This window comes from Blastococcus sp. URHD0036, assembly GCF_000701365.1.
GTDB lineage: Bacteria > Actinomycetota > Actinomycetes > Mycobacteriales > Geodermatophilaceae > Trujillonella.
The window spans coordinates 344,324-361,584 of record NZ_JNIK01000018.1 but is presented as its reverse complement, the minus strand read 5'-3'; the positions used below and the strand labels follow the sequence as shown (position 1 = coordinate 361,584).

The 17,261-nt window shown below is 73.8% G+C and carries 17 protein-coding genes; 12 read left to right on the top strand and 5 right to left on the bottom strand.

The genetic code is table 11. The features are described from left to right. On the bottom strand, positions 1-1,647 hold a 1,647-nt coding region (locus tag N555_RS0122140), incomplete at its 3' end, for an Ig-like domain-containing protein (RefSeq protein WP_029433672.1). Positions 1,648-1,774: 127 nt separating this feature from the next. Beyond that, positions 1,775-2,464 carry a flagellar brake protein gene (locus N555_RS0122135; protein WP_029433671.1) on the bottom strand — a complete coding sequence of 230 codons (690 nt, stop codon included), beginning with the start codon at positions 2,462-2,464 and terminating at the stop codon, positions 1,775-1,777. 104 nt (positions 2,465-2,568) lie between these two features. Between N555_RS0122135 and purS the strand changes: the two genes are divergently transcribed. The 10 genes from purS to purM all read left to right on the top strand — a co-directional run bounded on the left by purS (position 2,569) and on the right by purM (position 12,140). Next, on the top strand, positions 2,569-2,808 hold the full coding sequence (gene purS, locus N555_RS0122130; protein ID WP_029433670.1) for a phosphoribosylformylglycinamidine synthase subunit PurS: 240 nt from the start codon (positions 2,569-2,571) through the stop codon (positions 2,806-2,808). A gap of 10 nt (positions 2,809-2,818) precedes the next feature. Continuing rightward, complete coding sequence (gene purQ, locus N555_RS0122125) at positions 2,819-3,490, top strand: phosphoribosylformylglycinamidine synthase subunit PurQ (protein WP_029433669.1); 672 nt, start codon at positions 2,819-2,821, stop codon at positions 3,488-3,490. Continuing rightward, a complete protein-coding gene (gene purL, locus N555_RS26305; protein WP_051684346.1) occupies positions 3,487-5,784 on the top strand; it encodes a phosphoribosylformylglycinamidine synthase subunit PurL in 2,298 nt (765 codons plus the stop codon). The genes purQ and purL overlap by 4 nt, the downstream gene beginning before the upstream one ends. Continuing rightward, the gene (locus N555_RS0122115; protein WP_029433668.1) at positions 5,784-6,167 is read left to right on the top strand and encodes a sterol carrier family protein; all 384 of its coding nucleotides are present in this window, start codon (positions 5,784-5,786) and stop codon (positions 6,165-6,167) included. Before purL ends, N555_RS0122115 begins: the two co-directional genes overlap by 1 nt. A 21-nt stretch (positions 6,168-6,188) precedes the next feature. Further along, on the top strand, positions 6,189-6,971 hold the full coding sequence (locus N555_RS0122110; protein WP_034511884.1) for an acyl-CoA thioesterase domain-containing protein: 783 nt from the start codon (positions 6,189-6,191) through the stop codon (positions 6,969-6,971). A gap of 43 nt (positions 6,972-7,014) precedes the next feature. After that, complete coding sequence (locus N555_RS0122105; RefSeq protein ID WP_029433666.1) at positions 7,015-8,100, top strand: S-(hydroxymethyl)mycothiol dehydrogenase; 1,086 nt, start codon at positions 7,015-7,017, stop codon at positions 8,098-8,100. Next, positions 8,100-8,720, top strand: a complete 621-nt coding sequence (locus N555_RS0122100; protein WP_029433665.1) for an MBL fold metallo-hydrolase — start codon at positions 8,100-8,102, stop codon at positions 8,718-8,720. Before N555_RS0122105 ends, N555_RS0122100 begins: the two co-directional genes overlap by 1 nt. 23 nt (positions 8,721-8,743) lie before the next feature. Beyond that, positions 8,744-9,424, top strand: coding sequence for a hypothetical protein (locus N555_RS27105; RefSeq protein ID WP_051684345.1), 681 nt, complete (start codon positions 8,744-8,746; stop codon positions 9,422-9,424). Between the two features lie 92 nt (positions 9,425-9,516). Next, positions 9,517-11,082, top strand: coding sequence for an amidophosphoribosyltransferase (gene purF / locus N555_RS0122090; protein WP_029433663.1), 1,566 nt, complete (start codon positions 9,517-9,519; stop codon positions 11,080-11,082). Continuing rightward, positions 11,079-12,140 carry a phosphoribosylformylglycinamidine cyclo-ligase gene (gene purM / locus N555_RS0122085; protein WP_029433662.1) on the top strand — a complete coding sequence of 354 codons (1,062 nt, stop codon included), beginning with the start codon at positions 11,079-11,081 and terminating at the stop codon, positions 12,138-12,140. Before purF ends, purM begins: the two co-directional genes overlap by 4 nt. Before the next feature lie 140 nt (positions 12,141-12,280). On the opposite strand, the gene N555_RS0122080 is transcribed toward purM, so the two are convergent. Further along, positions 12,281-12,505 carry a DUF3073 domain-containing protein gene (locus N555_RS0122080; RefSeq protein ID WP_029433661.1) on the bottom strand — a complete coding sequence of 75 codons (225 nt, stop codon included), beginning with the start codon at positions 12,503-12,505 and terminating at the stop codon, positions 12,281-12,283. Positions 12,506-12,817: 312 nt separating this feature from the next. Between N555_RS0122080 and N555_RS0122075 the strand changes: the two genes are divergently transcribed. Next, a complete protein-coding gene (locus N555_RS0122075; protein ID WP_051684344.1) occupies positions 12,818-14,089 on the top strand; it encodes a cytochrome P450 in 1,272 nt (423 codons plus the stop codon). 7 nt (positions 14,090-14,096) lie between these two features. On the opposite strand, the gene N555_RS0122070 is transcribed toward N555_RS0122075, so the two are convergent. After that, on the bottom strand, positions 14,097-15,161 hold the full coding sequence (locus tag N555_RS0122070; protein WP_029433659.1) for a Glu/Leu/Phe/Val family dehydrogenase: 1,065 nt from the start codon (positions 15,159-15,161) through the stop codon (positions 14,097-14,099). 155 nt (positions 15,162-15,316) lie between these two features. Here N555_RS0122070 and N555_RS0122065 point away from each other — a divergent pair, with 155 nt between their 5' ends. After that, positions 15,317-16,657 (top strand): M23 family metallopeptidase, encoded by a 1,341-nt coding sequence (locus N555_RS0122065; RefSeq protein ID WP_029433658.1) that lies wholly within the window; start codon positions 15,317-15,319, stop codon positions 16,655-16,657. 72 nt (positions 16,658-16,729) lie between these two features. Here the strand turns inward: N555_RS0122065 and N555_RS0122060 are convergent, their stop codons facing one another. Continuing rightward, positions 16,730-17,230: a hypothetical protein gene (locus tag N555_RS0122060; protein WP_029433657.1), complete on the bottom strand. Its 501-nt coding sequence runs from the start codon at positions 17,228-17,230 to the stop codon at positions 16,730-16,732. Positions 17,231-17,261 lie beyond the last annotated feature (31 nt).

Below are 17,261 nucleotides of genomic sequence, written 5' to 3'. Positions count from 1 at the left end.
CTGGAAGTGGACGAAGCAGCCGCCGTCGCGCAGGCCGCAGACCTCGTCGGTGACGGGGTAGCCGAGGCGGCCGTTCTCCCAGCCCTGACGGGCCCAGGCGTCGCGGATCGCGGTGGTCATGACGTGGGCGCCGGTGCCCGGAGTGGAGTAGATGGACCCGCCCTGGAAGTGGGAGAAGCAGCCGTCGGCGCGCAGACCGCAGACCTCGTCGATGACGGGATAGCCGAGGGGCCCCGTCGGACCGCCCCACGCGGTGTACGCGTCGTCGTTCTCGGCTATCACGCCGTGGGACCCGGAGGCCGGGCTCCAGTAGACGCCGCCGCCCTCGAAGCGCTGCCAGACCCCGGAGGACAGGTTCACCTGGAACCCGACGGGGAGGCCCAGGACCGACCCGTCCCCGCCTGCCGCGTCCCAGCCTTCCTCGATGAGGAGCCTGACTGGTCGGGTCGGGGTGTAGTCCGAACTCCAGATGCTGCCGCCCTCGAAGTACTGGTGACGGCAGCTGGCGTCCTGCAGCACCCCGCACCCGCCCATGTATTCGAGGGGGAAACCGAGGTCGCCAGAGACGCCACCCACCCACGCGTAGGCCGTGGCGAAGTCGTTCATGACGGTGATCGGGTCCTCGCCGTCCTGCTGCACGATCAGGCCGTGGAGGTGGTCCTGCTGACGGCCACCGGGGACGGCGCGTTCAACGACGGTCACCGGCCCGAGATCACTCGTGTTACCTCCCCACCAGTACCAGAGCCGGCCGATGTCGGTGAGTTCCACGGGGGTCCCCGGCGTGGGGGCGGACAGCGCGCTCGCCGGGTAGAGCACCGTGCTCGTTGAGCTGGACGCCGTCTGCACCTGGTAGCTGTACGTCCTCCCCGTCATCAGGCCGGTGTCCTCGAAGCTGAGGAAGGAGGTGCTGACGAGCAGCGTGCCGTCGCGGTAGACGTTCCAGGGACCGGGACCGCTACCGGTCCACTGCAGCGACAGGGTCGTGGGGTCGTCGGTGGGCTCGACCGTCAGGGACGAGGGCCTGTTGAGCGGGTACGAGCGGTAGACGCCGTTGCTCCACGAGCCCTCGAACCCGCCGCCGTTCACGGCGCCGACGTTCCAGGTGTAGGAGTTGACGTCGGCGAACCCCGTGTCGGTCACGGTGGTGCCGGTCGTCTCGATGACGGCGCCGCCCGCCCGGTGGACGCGGTAGCGGGTCGCCCCGGCAGCAGGCGTCCAGGACAGCGTCACGGCATCCGGTCCGGCGCTGCTGATGGTCAGGTTGCCCGGCACGCCGGGGTCGTCCCAGAGGGTGACGGTCACGGTGGCCGTCGCGGTGTGCCCTTGTCCGTCCGACACCGTGTACGTGAACGAGTCCGTCCCCGCCGTGGTGCCGGGGAGGGGCTGGTATCTCAAGGTCGTGGGGAAGGCGGTGTCGACGGAGACCGTCCCCTTCGTCCCCGACGTGACGGCGGTGTAGGTCAGCGGGTCACCGTCGGGGTCGCTGTCGTTGCTCAGAGGCCACACCCACTGGGACATGGCCGTGCTTCGCAGGGCGACCGTGTCGTCGACGGCGACGGGCGGCTGGTTGACCGGGTCGGCCGAGGCGGGAGCCGCGAGCAGCGTCACGAGGGCGGCGGCGGCCGTGGCGACGGCGAGAGTGCGCACACCGGCCTTCTCGGCAGCCCCGGCGCGTATCGGAACGAAGAGACGTCGTCCTCGGGCCGGATGCTGGACCGGGCGAGCACGGCCACCCGTCCCCGCGCGGGTGGCCGTCGTCGGTGCCGGCGGGTCGCTAGATGACCCCGCGGCTGCGGAGCACGCGGAGTTCGGTGAAGACGCGGCGCCGGACCGCGTCCTCCTGCTGCTCGGTCAGCCCGGTGAAGTGCACCGAGACCTCCCAGTAGCCGTCCTCGCGCAGGTACCGCCGGATCAGCCGGACCTCGTCCGCGAGGTCCGTCCCGTCGAGGTCGATCGTCAACCGCAGCCGGGTGCCGGAGCTGTGGGGGACGACCCCGCCGGCGTCGACGGGCGGGTCCTTCAGGAGCAGGCGCGCGCCTCCCTCGCTGAGGTCGAGCGTGACGCCCGTCCGGTCCTCGCGACCCGCGTTCACCGTGACCGGCAGCTGCAGCGGGGTGCGGACGGCGTCCCGCCGCTGCGTCTGCTGCACCGCGCCGAGCAGCCGGAGCTCCCACTCGGGGTCGTCGCCGGGGTGCACGGCCACCAGTTCGGCGGAGACCCCGAAGACCTCCTGGCCGTTGCGCCACGTGACCCGCGCTCGTGTGCCGGGGTCGAGGCGGATCCGGCGACCCGAGGCCGTCTGACCCACGGTCGTGCGGATCGCACCGGGCTCGACGGCGGTGACCGAGGCCGTCGCCGACTCACCGAGCCCGTCGGCCAGGACGTCGACCAGTTCGCGGATTCCGGGTAGATCGGGATCGGGGGTCGGCGGGACCGCCGCTTCGCGGGGCGTGGAGAGCTGCATGCTGAACTCCTCAGGCTCGGACTCGATGAGGCGGCCAACCTAGATCAACTCGACGCCCGGACCGCGCCGCTACACGCCGATCGCGCGATCGGTAGGGTGATCTCGTGTCCCGTGTGGTCGTCGATGTGGTCCTCAAGCCCGAGATCTCCGACCCCCAGGGGCAGGCCGTCCTCGGCGCACTCGGCCGGCTGGGCCACGGCGGGGTGACCAGCGTCCGCCAGGGCAAGCACTTCGTCCTCGAGGTCGACGGCACCCCTGACCGGGCGGAGCTCGAGCAGATCGCCCAGACGTTGCTCGCCAACCCGGTCATCGAGGACGTCGAGCTGCACCTCCCGACCGACTGAGAGAAGCACAGTGCGCATCGGTGTCATCACCTTCCCGGGCTCCCTGGACGACGTCGACGCCGCGCGCGCGGTGCGCCTGGCCGGCGGCGAGTCCGTCGCGCTGTGGCACGGCGACCACGACCTGAAGGACGTCGACGCCGTCGTCCTCCCCGGCGGCTTCTCCTACGGCGACTACCTCCGCGCCGGCGCCATCGCCGCCCGCTCGCCGCTGATGCAGGACGTCGTCACGGCGGCGGAGGGCGGGCTGCCGGTGCTCGGCATCTGCAACGGCTTCCAGGTCCTCTGCGAGGCCGGCCTGCTCCCGGGCGCGCTGCACCGCAACGCCCACCTGCACTTCCGCAACCGCGACCAGCAGCTGCGCATCGAGCGCGCCGACACCGCCTGGACGTCGTCCTACGAGACCGGCCAGACGATCGTCGTCCCGGTGAAGAACGGCGAGGGGCGCTACGTCGCGGCCCCTGCCGAGCTCGAGCGGCTGGAGGGCGAGGGCCGGGTCGCCGTCCGCTACGTCGGCGGCAACCCCAACGGCAGCCTCCACGACATCGCCGGGGTGACCAGCGAGAACGGGCGGGTCGTCGGCCTCATGCCGCACCCGGAGCACGCCGTCGAGGACCTCACCGGCCCGAGCACCGACGGCCTCGGCTTCTTCACCAGCGCACTGAAGGCGGTCGTCAACGCATGAGTGTCGACACCGTCGAGGTCGCCGGGAAGTCGCCGGACGACGAGCAGCCCTGGGCCGAGCTGGGCCTCAAGCCCGACGAGTACGCCCGCATCAAGAGCATCCTGGGCCGCCGGCCGACCACCGCCGAGCTGGCCATGTACTCCGTGATGTGGAGCGAGCACTGCTCCTACAAGAGCTCGAAGGTCCACCTGCGCCGCTTCGGTGACCTGCCGAAGAGCGAGGCGCTGCTGGTCGGCATCGGCGAGAACGCCGGTGTGGTCGACGTGGGCGACGGCTACGCGGTCACCTTCAAGGTCGAGTCGCACAACCACCCGAGCTACGTCGAGCCCTACCAGGGCGCGGCCACCGGGGTCGGCGGCATCGTCCGCGACATCCTGACGATGGGCGCCCGCCCGGTCGCCGTCATGGACTCGCTGCGCTTCGGCCGGGCCGACGCTCCCGACACCGCACGGGTGCTGCCGGGCGTCGTCGCCGGCGTCGGCGGCTACGGCAACTGCCTCGGCCTGCCCAACATCGGCGGCGAGCTGCTGTTCGACGACTGCTACGTCGGCAACCCGCTGGTCAACGCGCTGTGCGTGGGCGTCATGCGGCACGAGGACGTGCACCTGGCCAAGGCCGAGGGCGCCGGGAACAAGGTGATCCTGTTCGGCGCGCGCACCGGCGGTGACGGCATCGGCGGCGTCAGCGTGCTGGCCAGCGAGACCTTCGACGAGCACGGGCCGGCCAAGCGGCCGAGCGTCCAGGTCGGCGACCCCTTCACGGAGAAGCTGCTCATCGAGGCGTGCCTGGAGATCTTCGCCGCCGACCTGGTGACCGGCATCCAGGACCTCGGCGGCGCGGGCCTCTCCTGTGCCACCTCCGAGCTGGCCAGCGCCGGCACCGGCGGCATGCACGTCGACCTCGACCGGGTGCCGCTGCGCGACAGCACGCTCACCCCGGCCGAGATCCTGATGAGCGAGTCGCAGGAGCGCATGTGCGCGATCGTCGAGCCGGCGAAGGTCGAGGCGTTCCTCGCCGTGTGCCGCAAGTGGGACGTGCTGGCCGCCGTCATCGGTGAGGTCACCGACGGCGACCGGCTCACCGTCGACTGGCACGGCGAGCGGATCGTCGACGTCCCGCCGCGCACCGTCGCCCACGAGGGCCCCGTCTACGAGCGGCCGATGGCCCGCCCGGCCGACCTCGACGCGCTGCAGGCCGACGACGCCGCCCGGCTGCCCCGCCCGGGGACGCCGGACGAGCTGCAGGCGCACTGGCTCGCGGTGGTCGCCAGCCCCGACGGCGCCGACAAGACGTGGGTCACCGAGCAGTACGACCGCTACGTGCGCGGCAACACCGTGCTGGCCCAGCCCGAGGACGCCGGCGTCGTCCGCATCGACGAGGAGACCCACCGCGGCATCGCGCTCTCCCTCGACGGCAACGCCCGGTTCGCCCGGCTGGACCCCTACGTCGGCGCGCAGCTCAACCTGGCCGAGGCCTACCGCAACGTCGCCGTCTCCGGCGCCGTCCCGCTCGCCGTCACGAACTGCCTGAACTTCGGCTCCCCGGAGAACCCCGAGGTCATGTGGCAGTTCGCCGAGGCCGTCCGCGGCCTGGCCGACGGCTGCCGCGAGCTGGGCCTGCCGGTCACCGGCGGCAACGTCAGCCTCTACAACCAGACCGGTGACGTCGCCATCAACCCGACCCCGGTGATCGGCGTGCTGGGCGTGCACGACGACGTCCGCCGTCGTGTGCCCGCCGGCTGGCGGGCCGCCGGCGAGACCGTGCTGCTGCTCGGTGCCACGCGCGAGGAGCTGGGCGGCTCGGCCTGGGCGTCGGTCGTGCACGGCCACCTCGGCGGCCGTCCGCCCGCCCTCGACCTGACCGCCGAGCGCGCCCTGGGCGAGCTGCTCGCCGCCCTCGCCCGCGAGGGCCGGGTCACCTCGGCGCACGACCTGGCCGACGGCGGCCTGGCGCAGGCGCTCGCCGAGTCGGCGCTGCGGTACGGCGTCGGCGCGCGGCTGAGCGTGGACGGCGACCCGTTCGTGGCCCTGTTCAGCGAGTCTGTCGCCCGTGCCGTGGTCACCACGCGCGAGGCGGACGCCGTCCGGGCCGCCGCCGCCGCGGCCGGGGTGCCGGTCACCGAGCTCGGGACGACGGGTGGCGACGTCCTCGCCGTCGACGGCCTGCCGGAGCTCTCGCTGACCGAGCTCCGCGCGGTGTGGACGGCGACCCTGCCGGCGCTGTTCGGGCACCCGGAGGCGGTCACCGGTCAGGCGGCCGGCGCCGTCCCCGCGGGGACCGTCCCCACGAGCTGATGGCCGGCACGGCCCCGATCCCCGCCGAGGAGCTGCGCGCAGCCGTCGACGCCGTCCGCCCCTGGCTGGCCGGCGACGCCGAGCAGCCCCCGCGGGCGGTGCTGGGTGCGGCGGTGAAGACCTCCACCCGCTGGCTGGCCCAGCAGGTGCCCGGCCGGTCGGTAGAGCTGCGGGTGCCGCCGCACGTCGCCGTCCAGCTGGTGCCCGGTCCGCGGCACACCCGCGGCACCCCGCCCAACGTGATCGAGACCGATGCGGCGACGTGGCTGCGGCTGGCCACCGGCGAGCTGACCTGGGCCGAGGCCGTGGCCGCCGGGCGGGTCCTCGCCAGCGGCAACCGCGCCGACCTGTCCGAGCACCTCCCGCTGCGCCCCCTGCGCTGACCGACGATCGAGGAGAGATCCATGGAGCCGTCGTTCACGCGTGACGGGGACCGGCTGGTGCCGTCGGCGTCCGCGGCCAGCCCGTGGTCGGACGAGATGGTCAACGGGCACCACATCGGCGGGCTCGTGGCCTGGGGCGCGCAGCACGACTCCCCGGACGACGACCTCCAGCTCACCCGGCTGACCGTCGACATGGTCCGGCCGGTGCCGATGCGCCCCCTGCAGGTGCTCGCCCGCCGCGTCCGGGACGGGCGGCGGCTGCGCGCGGTCGATGTGAGCGTGGTCGACGGCGATCTCGAGGTGGCCCGGGGCTCGGCCCTGCTGCTGCGCCGCTCCGAGCACCCACGCGGCGAACCGTGGGCCCCGGAGCCGTGGGACGTCCCGGCACCGGAGTCGATCGAGGGCGCCACCGGCGGGCGCATGTCGTTCGAGATCCGGCCGGTGGACGGCTGGAACGGCGCCCGCGGCCGGGTCTGGATGCGCGAGCGGGTCGAGTTCGTCGCCGGGGAGCCGCTCACGCCGCTGCTCCGCGCGGCCCTGATGGCCGACTTCGCCAACCCGGTCGCCAACTCCGGGCGCGACGGCCTGGAGTTCATCAACGCCGACCTGACCATGTACCTGGCCCGGGACCCGGTCGGGGAGTGGATCGGCGTCGAATCGACCGGTCACGTCGGCGCCGACGGCGTCGGGGTGGGGACGGCGTGGATGTACGACCGGGAGGGCCGGATCGGCTCCTGCGTCGCGGCCGCGCTCGCCGACCCGCGGATCCTCAGCCGGTACTCGGCGCCCGCCGCGGAGAGCTGACCGGCCCGGAGCGACACGCCCGGGGCCCGCCTAGGCTCGCCCCATGTCCTACGAGGTGAAGGGCGTCATCGCCCGCAGCAAGGGTGCCCCGGTCGAGATCGCGACGATCGTCGTCCCCGATCCGGGTCCCGGCGAGGCCGTCGTCGACATCCAGGCGTGCGGGGTCTGCCACACCGACCTGCACTACCGCGAGGGCGGGATCAACGACGAGTTCCCGTTCCTGCTCGGCCACGAGGCCGCGGGCACGGTGGCCGCGGTCGGCGAGGGCGTCACCAACGTGGCGGTCGGCGACTTCGTGATTCTCAACTGGCGCGCGGTCTGCGGGCAGTGCCGTGCCTGCCTCAAGGGCGAGCCGCAGTACTGCTTCGACACCCACAACGCCGCGCAGAAGATGACGCTGACCGACGGCACCGAGCTCTCCCCGGCGCTGGGCATCGGCGCCTTCGTGGAGAAGACGCTGGTCCACTCCGGGCAGTGCACCAAGGTCGACCGGCAGGCCCCGGCCACCGCGGCCGGGCTGCTGGGCTGCGGCGTGATGGCCGGCGTCGGCGCGGCGATCAACACCGGCGGGGTCCGCCGCGGCGAGTCGGTCGCGGTGTTCGGCTGCGGTGGCGTCGGGGACGCCGCGATCGCCGGCGCGAAGCTCGCCGGGGCGACGACGATCGTGGCCGTCGACATCGACGACCGGAAGCTGGAGTGGGCGCGGCAGTTCGGCGCCACCCACACGGTGAACTCGAGCCAGACCGACGCGGTCGAGGCGATCAAGGCCGCGACGAGCGGCTTCGGCGTCGACGTCGCCATCGACGCCGTCGGGCACCCGAAGGTCTTCGAGCAGGCCTTCTACGCCCGCGACCTGGCCGGCCGGGTGGTCCTGGTCGGCGTCCCGACGCCGGACATGCAGCTGACCCTGCCGCTGATCGAGCTGTTCGGCCGGGGCGGGGCGCTCAAGTCCTCCTGGTACGGCGACTGCCTGCCGTCCCGCGACTTCCCGATGCTGGTCGACCTCTACCTGCAGGGCCGCTTCCCGCTGGACGACTTCGTCAGCGAGACCATCGGCATGGACGCCGTCGAGTCGGCGTTCGAGAAGATGCACAAGGGCGAGGTCCTGCGCTCGGTGGTCACCTTCTGATGGCCGCCCGCATCGACAAGACCGTGATCAGCGGCGTCTTCAGCCTCGACGGGCAGGACTTCGACGTCGACAACAACGTCTGGCTCGTCGGCGACGACGACGAGGTGCTGGTCATCGACGCCCCGCACCGGCCCGAGCCGATCGTCGAGGCGATCGGCGGTCGGAAGGTCGCCGGGATCGTGCTCACCCACGGGCACAACGACCACATCACCGCCGCCGTGGCGCTGCGCGAGGCCGTCGATGCCCCGATCTGGTTCCCCGCGCCCGACCGGATGCTCTGGGACATGGTCTACGGCGCCTCGCAGCCGGCCGCCGACCCCGACCGCGACCTCATCGAGGGGACGACGTTCCGGATCGCCGGTAGCACCCTGCTGGCCCTGCACACCCCCGGTCACTCGCCGGGCAGCACCTGCCTGCACTCCGCCGACCTGAACACCGTCTTCACCGGCGACACGCTGTTCTGCGGCGGGCCGGGCGCGACCGGGCGGTCGTTCAGCGACCACCCGACGATCGTCGCCTCCATCCGGTCGAAGCTGCTCACGCTGCACGGCGACACCGTGGTCCGCACCGGGCACGGCGACGACACGACCATCGCCGCGGAGCTGCGCACGGTCTCCTGAGCGGGGCGGGGTACGGGGGAGCGGTGGACGGGAACACGGGGGGAGCGCCCGGCGCGGGCTCCGGGCGCCACCGGGCCCCCGAGCCGGTCCCCCCGCCTGTCCAGCCGCCGCCCGTCCTCCCACCGCCGGTCCGGCCGCCGCCGGTCCGGCCGGCAGCGGAGGTCCGCGAGGAGCGCCGGCAGCCCTCCGGCAGCCGGCCGGGACGCTGGCTGGCGTGGATGCTGGCCGGCTTCCTCGTCGTCGGCGGGGGGCTGGTCGCCGGCTACGCCGCGCTGGGGGACCCGGCGGCGCCCGGCGCCGGCGCCGGGACGTCCGGCCCGCCGCGCTCGCCGGAGCCGTCCCCGACCGACGGCGACAGCACCGCGCCCGGCACGATCCCGTCGGACCTGCCGGCGCCGGTCGTCCCGGCGTGCGACGGCTCGTTCGTGCTCATCGTCGGCAGCGTGACCACGCCGATCGGCTACCAGGACGCGGTGTCCCGCCTGCTCGACGCCACGCCCGGCGCGCATTGGTTCACCACCGAGGGCAGTTGCGGCTCGCTGCGCGACCGGTCGGACGCCGGCACCCTCATCCACACCGTCTACCTCGGGCCGTTCCCGACCGCGGAGGCGGCGCTGGCCTCGTGCGGTGCCGGGCCTGCCGACGCGTACGTGAAACGGCTCGACGACGGCACCGGTGGCGACGGCGTCGTGAGCTGCGGCTGAGCCGCGCGCGGCGCCCCCGACGCGCCGGGGGTGTGGCGGTTATCCCTGGGACGGACACCCGTACCGGACGAGGCACCGGTACTCTCGCACGAGTGCCTCGCGGAGATGGACGGCTGACGCACGACCTCGACCCCCAGTCCCCCGGACCCCAGGACGCCTGCGGCGTCTTCGGTGTCTGGGCGCCGGGGGAGGAGGTCGCCAAGCTCGCCTACTTCGGGCTGTACGCCCTCCAGCACCGTGGGCAGGAGGCGGCGGGGATCGCGGTCTCCGACGGCGCCTCGGTCGTGGTCTACAAGGACCTCGGGCTGGTCAGCCAGGTGTTCGACGAGGCGACGCTGGGGAGCCTGCGCGGATACCTCTCCGTCGGCCACACCCGGTACTCGACCACCGGCTCGTCGACCTGGGAGAACGCGCAGCCCACGTTCCGGACCACCGACGCCGGCACCGGCCTGGCCCTGTGCCACAACGGCAACCTCGTCAACACCGCCGAGCTGGCCAGCAAGGCCGCCGATGCCGGCGTGCGGGGGGCGTTCACCGCCAGCACCGACTCCGACCTCATCACCTCGCTCATCGCCGCCCGGCCGGACATGTCGGTCGAGGCCGCGGCGATGGAGGTGCTCCCCCAGCTGCGCGGCGCGTTCAGCCTGACCTTCATGGACGAGGACACCCTCTACGCCGCCCGTGACCCGCAGGGCGTGCGGCCGCTGGTGCTCGGCCGGCTCGAGCGCGGCTGGGTGGTCGCCAGCGAGACCGCCGCCCTCGACATCGTCGGCGCCTCCGTCGTCCGCGAGGTCGAGCCCGGGGAGCTCATCGCCATCGACGCCGACGGCCTGCGCAGCCAGCACTTCGCGCCGGCCGAGCCCAAGGGCTGCGTCTTCGAGTACGTCTACCTGGCCCGCCCCGACACGACGATCTCCGGCCGTGGCGTCCACGCCGCGCGCGTCGAGATCGGCCGCCGGCTGGCCAAGGAGCACCCGGTCGAGGCCGACCTGGTCATCCCGGTGCCGGAGTCCGGCACCCCGGCCGCGGTCGGCTACGCCGAGGCCAGCGGGATCCCCTACGGGCTGGGCCTGGTCAAGAACTCCTACGTGGGCCGCACGTTCATCCAGCCCAGCCAGACCATCCGGCAGCTCGGCATCCGGCTGAAGCTCAACCCGCTGCGCGACGTCATCCGCGGCAAGCGGCTGGTGGTCGTCGACGACTCGATCGTCCGCGGCAACACCCAGCGCGCGCTGATCCGGATGCTCCGCGAGGCCGGTGCGCTCGAGGTGCACGTCCGGATCGCCTCCCCGCCGGTGAAGTGGCCGTGCTTCTACGGGATCGACTTCGCCAGCCGCGCCGAGCTCATCGCCAACGGGCTGGAACTCGACGGCGTGCGCGCCTCGATCAACGCCGACTCCCTCGGCTACGTCTCCGAGCAGGGGCTGATCGCCGCCACCGAGCAGCCGGCCAACCGGCTGTGCACCGCCTGCTTCACCGGGCAGTACCCCATCGACCTCGGCGAGGTGGACGTGCTGGGCAAGCACGTGCTGGAAGGGGTCGGCCGGACGCCGATGCCGCGTCCCGACGCCCAGCGCGCGGTGACGGGGTGGACCGGCCAGCAGGCCGGCAGCGCCACCGTGCCCGGCGGCGCGGACGACGCCCTCAGCCGGCCGTGACCGACCAGCAGTTCACCTACGCCGCCAGCGGCGTCGACATCGACGCCGGCGAGCGCGCCGTCACGCTGATGCGCACCGCGGTCGAGCGCACCAACCGGCCCGAGGTCGTGGGTGGCCTGGGTGGCTTCGCGGGCCTCTTCGCGCTCGACGTCGCCAAGTACCGGCGGCCGCTGCTGGCGTCGTCCACCGACGGCGTCGGCACGAAGATCGCCCTGGCCCGGCAGCTGGACCGGCACGACACGGTCGGCATCGACCTGGTGGCCATGGTCGTCGACGACCTGGTGGCCTGCGGCGCCGAGCCGCTGTTCCTGCAGGACTACGTCGCCTGCGGCCGGGTGGTGCCCGAGCGGATCGCCGCGATCGTCACCGGCATCGCCGAGGGCTGCACCCGGTCCGGCGCGGCACTGGTGGGCGGTGAGACCGCCGAGCACGGCGACCTGATGGCCCCCGACGACTACGACCTCGCGGCCACCGCGGTCGGCGTGGTCGAGGCGGACTCGGTGCTGGGCCCGGAGCGGGTCCGTGCCGGTGACGTCGTCGTCGCGATGGCGTCGTCCGGGTTCCACTCCAACGGCTACTCGCTGGTGCGCCGCGTCGTCTCGGCCGCCGGGCTGGACCTGACCGGCACCCCGGCCGGCCTGGACCGTCCCCTGGGCGACGTGCTGCTGGAGCCCACGCGCATCTACGCGCTGGACTGCCTGGCGCTGGTGGAGCAGCTCGGCGTCGACGGCGTGCACGCCTTCGCGCACATCACCGGCGGTGGGCTGGCCGGCAACACGGTCCGGGTCGTGCCCGACGGCGCCGAGGCGGTGCTCGACCGGGGCACGTGGGCCCTGCCGGCCGCGGTGCACCTGCTCGAGGAGCACGGCGTGCCGCGCGAGGAGTCCGAGCGGGCGTTCAACTGTGGCGTCGGCATGGTGGCCGTGGTCGCCGCCGAGGCCGCCGACCGGGCCGTCGCCCAGCTGACCGCGCGCGGTGTCCCGGCCTGGGTGGCCGGCACGGTCGAGGACGCCAGCGGCCGGCCAGCCGGTGCGCGCCTGGTGGGCACCTACCAGTAGCGGCGCCAGCCCCGTGCGGAATGGCGGTTCTGCACGGGGCAGAACCGCCATTCCGACCTTCAGGACAGCATGACGGCACCACCGCCCCGGGAGGGCGGCGGTGTCGTCGTCAGGAACGGACGGCTGCGCTCAGGTGGCGGTCAACGACTGGCAGCCCAGTCGTCGTCCGCATCACCGTCCGCCCAGCGGTCGGCGTACTCGTCGTCATCGTCGTCGTCCTTCGCCGCCCGGGTGGGAGCGGTGTACGGAGACGACGGTGAGCCCGTCAGTTCCTTCTGCAGAGCAGAGAGGTCTGTGTTCGGTGAGCTGTACTTGAGCTCACGGGCCACGCGTGTCTGCTTGGCCTTCGCTCGGCCGCGCCCCATCGGCTCGACCCCCTCGCTACGGAGTGCGGGAGCCCAGCTCCGGGCTGAGCGGCCCGCGTGGCGACCCCGACTGAGTGACTGTGTCTCGACCGAGCTTACGACACGCTTCGGCGGCGGGCACACGTCCTCCCCCGTCGGTCGCCCGTCCGGGGGCCTGCTGTGACCGGCGCCTCCGCCGGGCCGGGCCCGGACGGCCGATCGCAGTGACCCACTTCACGCCGCGGGGTGCCGGCGGGTAGGACTGACCGAGCGCCTGCCGCCCCGCTCGGAGCGCATCCACCGGTGCCACCGTAGGAGGAGAGCCCCGTCCCGATGACGTCGCCCGACACGACCCGGATCTGCCCGGTCACGCCGCTCTCACTGCGCGAGGGGGAGCCGCCGCGGCCCGCCGTCCACCTCGATCCGCACCTCCCGTCCTTCTGCGCGGACGTCCACGAGATCTACGACGAGCTGGTCGAGGAGCACCCGGTCGTCTGGTCCACCACCAACGGGGGCTTCTGGATGCTGACCGGCTACCGGCCGGTCTACGAGGCGACGAGGGACGACGCGCTCTTCACGTGCTCCAGCGGGGTGGGCCTGCCCCGCGACGGCGAGGAGTCGGCGCTCCCGCCCGGCACCGGGCCGATCCCGATCGAGACGGACCCCCCGTACACGCAGCAGTACCGCAAGGCGGCCCTCGGCCCGCTGTCACCGCGGTCGGTGGCCGCCCTGGAGCCGGCGATCCGCGCGATGGCCGACGAGTTCGTCGACGCGTTCATCGAGACGGGCGAGGGCGACCTGGTCCAGCAGCTGGCCACTCCGCTGCCCGCCCGGGTGACGCTGCGGCTGCTCGGGATGGACGAGTCGCGCTGGGCGGAGTGGGTGCAGTGGATCCACGCGATCATCCACGGGACCGCCGACGAGGGCCGGGAGGCCCAGGGCGCCGTCTTCGCCCACGTCACCGCGGAGATCCAGGCGCGCACCGCGGACCCCCGCGGCCCCGACGACCTGCTGACCTCGATCATCGGCTGCCAGGTCGACGGCGAGCCGATCGGCTTCTCCGAGCAGGTCCGCTACGTCTTCCTGATCCTCCTGGGCGGCATGGACACCACCAGCGGGCTCACCGGCAACGCCCTCGTGCACCTCGGCCGAGACGACGAGCTGCGCCGCACGCTCGTCGAGCGGCGGGACCTGCTGCGGACCGCGACCGAGGAGTTCCTCCGCATCGGCACACCCACGCAGGGCCAGGTGCGGACCCTGTCGCGCGACGTCGAGTTCCACGGGCAGCAGATGCGCAGCGGCGAGCGGGCGCTGGTCCTGTGGGCGGCGGCCAACCGCGATCCGGCCGAGTTCCCCGATCCCCAGGTCGTGGACCTCGAGCGGTGGCCGAACCGGCACATGGCCTTCGGCGTCGGCACCCACCGCTGCCTGGGCTCCAACCTCGCCCGCACGATGTTCCAGGTGATGGTGGACGTCGTCCTCGACCGGCTGCCGGACTTCCGGATCACCGTCGACCAGGTGCCGCGCTTCGCGGACGCCTGCAACGTCTACGCCCCCACCAGCCTGCCGGTCACCTTCCGGCCCGGCGCGCGTCGCCCGGGGTGAGCCCGGCTCAGCGGGGCAGCCGGATCGTGGCCAGCCGGCCCACCGAACGGATGCGCTCCTCGGCGAGCCGGTCGGCGGCCACGGCGGGGGAGACGCCGTCGGCCTCGGCGGCCGCCAGGACGCGCAGCGTGACGTCGAAGATGCCCGCCGCCCGGGCCTCGGCCCGCGCGAACGAGAACCCGTGCCGCTCGTCCTCGACCTGGATCACGCCGCCGGCGTTGACGAGGTAGTCCGGCGCGTAGAGGACGCCGCGCTGCCGCAGCGCCTCGGCGGTCCCCGCGTGCGCGAGCTGGTTGTTCGCGCCGCCGCAGACGATCTCGGCCTGCAGCGCGGCGACCGTCTCGTCGTCGAGCGCGCCGCCGAGGGCGCACGGCGCGTACACATCGGCGGGAGTGCGCACCAGGGCCCGGGTGTCGGGCACGGCCTCGACGCCGGGGTGCCGGGACCGCACGCGCTCGACGGCGGCCTCGTCGACGTCGGTGACGACGACGGACGCGCCGTCGGTGACCAGCCGGTCGACCAGCCAGCTCCCGACCTTGCCGACGCCGGCCACGGCCACCCGGCGTCCGGCGAGCGTCGGCGTGCCCCAGCGGTGCTCGGCAGCGGCCCGCATGCCCTGGAAGACGCCGTAGGCGGTGAGGACCGAGGAGTCGCCGCAGCCGCCCATGGCCAGGGACCGGCCGTGGGCGAACCGCGTCTCGCGGGCGACGACGTCGAGGTCGGCGTTGTTCGTGCCGACGTCGCACGCCGTCAGGTAGCGGCCGCCGAGGGCCTCCACGAACCGCCCGTAGGCACGGAGCAGCGCCTCGGTCTTGTCCGTGCGGGGATCGCCGATGATCACGCCCTTGCCGCCGCCGAGGTCCAGGCCGGCGAGGCTGTTCTTGTAGGCCATCGCCTCGGAGAGGGCCAGGGCGTCGGCGACCGCCTCTGCCTCGGTGGCGTACGGGTGGAAGCGGGTGCCGCCGAGGGCCGGCCCGAGCGCTGTCGAGTAGATCGCGATGACCGCCCGCAACCCCGACTCCGGGTCGGAGCAGAAGACCACCTGTTCATGACCGGAGCCGAAGACGTCCACGTCCCGAGCCTAGGTGGGCGGCCCCGGAGGCCCGATGCGACGGAGAAATCTGCGCCGGCGACCTCAAGGTCCCCCGGACGGGTGACGAGAACCAATGGGACAGAAGTGAACGGAGTGCTCGATGAGCACTCGCCCTCTTCCCCAGGGAGCGAAGCATGTCGCAGGCCACCGCCTCCGGGCGCCGGACGACCGTGGGCCGCGCCGGCACCGGCCCCCGTCGTCCGCGCGGCCTGCGGCTCGCGGTCGCCGGGGCGCTCGCCGGAGCCCTGCTGATGGGCATGGCCGGCCCTGCGCTGGCGGTGCCCGCGCCGCCGCCGAACCCCACGAACGACCAGATCGCCTCGGCCCGGGCGCAGCAGGACGCCGCCGCGGCAGAGGTGGGCCGCATCGCCGCTCTCGTCGCCGGCGCCGAGTCCGAGCTCGAGCGGCTGACCGTGCAGGCCGAGGCCGCCGGGACCGCCTTCCTCGTCGCCGAGGAGGCCGCTCAGGCCGCCCAGGCCGCCGCCGACCAGGCCGCTGCCCAGCTGCAGGCCGCCGCCGACGCCGTCGCGGCCGCCCAGAGCCGGGTCGGCGAGTTCGCCCGCACCAGCTACATGAACGGCAGCCAGCTCACCACCACGCAGGCCCTGCTCGACGCCGAGGGCCCCGCGGAGCTGATCCAGCGGGCGGCGCTGCTGGAGTACGTGGGCGACACCCAGGTCGACGTCCTGGACACCATGGAGCTGGCCCGCGTGCAGCAGGCCAACGCCGAGTCCGCCGCCCGGCAGGCCAGGGACGCCGCGACCGCGGCAGCGGACCAGGCCGCGGCGGCCAAGGACGCCGCCGACGCCCAGGCCGCCAGTCAGCGGGCCGCCTACAGCGAGGTCTCGGCGCAGAAGGCGCAGTACGACCAGCAGCTCGAGGCCGCCAACATCCAGCTGCTCCAGCTGCAGGGAGCGCGCGACGCCTACCAGCAGTGGCAGCAGCAGAAGGCCGCCGAGGAGGCCGCGGCCGCCGCTGCGGCCGAGCGCGCGGCACGGGACGCCGCCGCGGCCGCCGCGGCCGCCCGGGCGCAGTCGGGCAGTGGCGGCACGGCCTCCGCCGGCGGCAGCGGCCCCTACGTGATGCCCACTTCCGGCCGGATCTCCAGCTGCTTCGGCGCCCGCTGGGGCACCTCGCACAACGGCATGGACATCGCCGCCCCGATCGGCACGCCGATCTACAGCTACACCAGCGGTGTGGTGGAGCGGGTCGGCCCCGCGACCGGGTTCGGGCAGGCCGTCTACATCAGGGGCGACGACGGCGCGGTGACCGTCTACGGCCACGTCAGCCGCTACTTCGTCCGGACCGGTGAGCGAGTCGCCGCCGGCGAGAACATCGCCGCGGTCGGCAACGAGGGTCAGTCGACCGGCCCGCACCTGCACTTCGAGATCCACCCGAACGGCGCCATGTACAGCGGCGCGGTCAACCCCGCTCCGCTGATGCGCGCCCGGGGGATCAACGTCAGGGGCTGCTGACGCTCCTCCGCCCGACACGACGGCGGCCCGCCACCCCGAGGGGGTGGCGGGCCGCCGTGTGCGGGGGGCCGGTCAGGCGCCGGCGCAGTTCTCGCTGACGTAGGAGTCGACGTTGGTGCCCTCGCTGCCGGAGAACGCCGTGCCGAAGTCGGTGGCCGCCTGCTGCAGCGCCTGGGCGCCCTCGGGGGTCGACAGGTCCGCGTTCGCCGTCGCGTCGGCGAAGGTGCGCAGGGCGTCCCCGAGGAACTCCCAGTCGTCGGCGATCTCGGCCGGCGGCGTGGCGGCGTCGAAGGCCGTGGTCGCCTCGTCCAGCGCCGTGGGGATCTCCTCCGGGCTGGAGGGGTTGACGTTGTTCAGGGCGGTGACGAACTCCTCGGCGTCCGTGCAGAAGGCCTCCACGTCGTCGCTGCCGGAGCTCTCGCTGGACGCGGAGGAGCTGCTGCTGGAGCTGGAGGACGACGACGAGGACGAGGCGTTGCTGTCGTTGTCGTCGTCACCGCCACAGCCGGCGAGGAGGAGGAGGGCGGCGGCCGTGGCGGCCGTCGCGGGGGCCAGGCGTCGGAGAGCGCGCATGAGGCAGAACGGTAGCGGGCCGCAACGCGGT